Below are 3,058 nucleotides of genomic sequence, written 5' to 3'. Positions count from 1 at the left end.
ACGCTGGCGGCGTGCTTAACACATGCAAGTCGAACGATGAACCACTTCGGTGGGGATTAGTGGCGAACGGGTGAGTAACACGTGGGCAATCTGCCAGCCGGTCCGCTGCATGCGACAGAGGGCTGCGGAGCGGGGCGGTAAGGGCGGTGTCAGCCATCGCGGCGGGCTCCCTCGGGGTCGTAGAGGACGGGGCTCGCGACGGTCACCGGGACCAGCCGGTCACCGACGGGGGCGTAGAGGCGCTCACCGATGCGTTCGCGTCCGCCCTTGACCAGTGCGAGCGCGAAGGTCCGGCCCAGGGCCGCGCTGCGGTAGCTGGACGTGACGTGGCCGAGCATCGGGACGGGGGGCGCGGGCAGCACGCTGTCGGCGACCAGGTGCGTGCCTTCGGGGAGGAACGTGCCCGGGTCCTCCGGGAGCAGACCGACCAGGTGCTTGCGGTCGGGGCGGACGGTGTCGGCGCGGGCGAAGGAACGCTTGCCGATGAAGTCGGGCTTCTTCTTCGACACCGCCCAGCTCATGCCTAGATCCTGGGGAGTCACCGTGCCGTCGGTGTCCTGGCCGACGATCGGATAGCCCTTCTCAGCGCGCAGGACGTGCATGGTCTCCGTGCCGTACGGGGTGATGCCGTACGGGGCGCCCGCACCGTGCAGCGCCTCCCACAGGGCGACGGCCTCCCACGGCGACACGTTGATCTCGTAGGCGAGTTCGCCGGAGAAGCTGATCCGGCACACCCGGGCCTCGATGCCGGCGACCGTCGTGTCCCGCCAGGCCATGAACGGGAAGTCGTCGTTGGCGACGGCCAGGTGCGGTGCGAGGGAGCCGAGCACCTCGCGGGACTTCGGACCGACCAGGGCGACGGTGGCCCACTGTTCGGTCACGGAGGTGCAGTGGACCTTCAGGTCGGGCCACTCCGTCTGGAGCCACTCCTCCATCCAGTCCAGCACGGTGGCGGCGTTGCCCGTCGTGGTGGTGACCAGGTAACGGTCCTGGCCGAGGCGGATGACGGTGCCGTCGTCGAAGACCATTCCGTCGGGGCGGCACATCACGCCGTAGCGGATCATGCCGACCTTCAGGGTGCTCATCATGTTGGTGTAGAGCAGGTCGAGGAAGGCGGCGGCGTCCGGGCCCTGGACGTCGATCTTGCCGAGGGTGGAGGCGTCCATGAAGGCGACGCCCTCGCGTGCGGCGGCGCATTCGCGCAGCACGGCCCTCTCCATGTCCTCGCCGTCCTGCGGGTAGTACCTGGGCCGCTTCCACTGGCCGACGTTCTCGAAGAGGGCGCCGTGCGCGACGTGCCACTCGTGCAGGGCGGTGGTGCGGACCGGGTCGCTCAGCACGCCGCGGTCGCGACCGGCGAGGGCGGCGAAGGAGACCGGGGTGTACGGGGGCCGGAACGTGGTCGTGCCGAGCGCCGAGATGTCCACGCCGAGCAGTTCGGCGACGACCCCACTGGCCAGGACGCCGGAGGTCTTGCCCTGGTCGTTGGCCGTGCCGGCCGTGGTGTAGCGCTTGGTGTGCTCCACCGAGCGCATTCCGGCGCCGGTCGCGCGGGCGAGGTCGTCGACGGTGACGTCGCGCTGAAGGTCGACGAAACGCGGGGCGCCTTCCCGGCCCGGGACGGTGAAGACCCGCATGGGCGGCGTCTGCGGCAGTGCCGCGACCTGGGGCAGACGGGGCGCCTCGGAGGTGTAGCCCTCGGCCTCGACCGCGCGGGCTCCGGCGGCCGCGCCCTGTGCGAGGACCCGGGCGAGGTCGAACACACCGCTCGCAGCTCCCGCGACCTCGACGGCCTGACGGACGGTGTCCGGGACGAAGCTGCCGAGCTCCTCGTCGAGGCGGAGCTTGCCGCCCGCCTGGCTGAACAGGTGCGCGACCGGGTTCCAGCCGCCGGAGACCAGGAGCAGGTCGGCGGCGAACTCCCGTCGCCCTGTCGTCTCCCCGTACGGGGCGACCGTGACGGCCGTGAGACGGGGGGAGCCTTCGGTGGCCGTGACGGCGTGGCCCGGCAGCACCTCGATGCCGGCCCGGCGGGTGCGCTCGGCCCACTCCCCCGGCTCGGGGCGGGTGTCGACCACGGCCTCGATGGCGACGCCCGCCGAGGCGAGGTCCAGCGCCACCGCGTAGGCGCTGTCGTTGGTGGTGAAGACGACCGCGTGGCGGCCGGGCAGGACGCCGTGGCGGTTGACGTGGGCGCGGGCCGCAGCGGCCAGCATCACGCCGGGCCGGTCGTTGTCCGCGAAGGCCAGCGAGCGTTCGTGGGCGCCGGTGGCGAGGACGACGTGGCGGGCCCGGATGCGGTGGACGCGTTCCCGGGAGACCTTCTCGGGGGCGGCGGCGCCGAGGTGGTTGGTGCGGCGCTCGACGGCGAGCAGGTGGTTGTCGTCGTAGTAGCCGAAGACCGTGGTGCGGCGCAGGACCCGTACGTCGGGGGCGGCGTCGAGCAGGGCGGTCGTCTCGGCCACCCAGTCGAGGAGTTCGCCGGTGCCGAGGAGGCTGCCGCCGGCGTCCGGCTGGTCGTCGGCGAGGATGACACGGGCGCCGGAGCGGGCGGCGGCCGCCGCAGCGGCGAGGCCGGCCGGGCCCGCGCCGACGACCAGGAGGTCGCAGTGGGTGTGCACGGCGTCGTAGCGGGCCGGGTCGGGTTCGGTGGCGAGGCGGCCCTGGCCGGGGAGGCTGGTTGCGACGAGGCCGTCGTAGAGCTCGACGGTGGTGGCCGGGAGCATGGGCTCGGGGAACGGTTCCTCGATCTGGATGACCGCGTTGGGTTCCTCGACGCCGGCCGAGAAGATGCCGCGGGGGCGGCCCCGTTTGATGCTGGTGCCGGTCTGGATGACCCCGTTGGCGAGGAGGGCGGAGGCGAGGGTGTCGCCCTGGTAGCCCTGGTACTCCGTGCCGTCGAAGGTGAAGGTGAGGGGCTCGTCGCGGTGGATGCGGCCTCGGGTGGGGTGGCGGAAGGGCTGGCCGCCAGGACGAACGAGTCCCATGTGGGCCCCTCGCCCGCCCAGACCTCCCGGTACCCGAGCCGGTCGGCGAGCACCGCGACCCGCAACGGCTC

General features: G+C 72.6%; 1 protein-coding gene. It reads right to left on the bottom strand.

Features of this window, described 5'->3' with window-relative positions; translation table 11 throughout:
• Positions 1-149: 149 nt before the first annotated feature.
• Entirely contained in the window at positions 150-2,987 is a 2,838-nt protein-coding gene (locus tag AB0E85_RS39790) for a sarcosine oxidase subunit alpha family protein (protein WP_361937636.1), read from the bottom strand.
• Positions 2,988-3,058 lie beyond the last annotated feature (71 nt).

The sequence above is a fragment of the Streptomyces sp. NPDC029044 genome, assembly GCF_040637495.1.
Taxonomy (GTDB): Bacteria; Actinomycetota; Actinomycetes; order Streptomycetales; family Streptomycetaceae; genus Streptomyces.
Note: the sequence above shows the minus strand (reverse complement) of the source record. Positions and strands in the feature narration are given on the sequence as shown.

What these genes read in the sequence shown, in the direction of transcription:
- AB0E85_RS39790 (WP_361937636.1), bottom strand. Translation starts at nt 2,987, where the DNA reads ATGGGACTCGTTCGTCCTGGCGGCCAGCCCTTCCGCCACCCCACCCGA.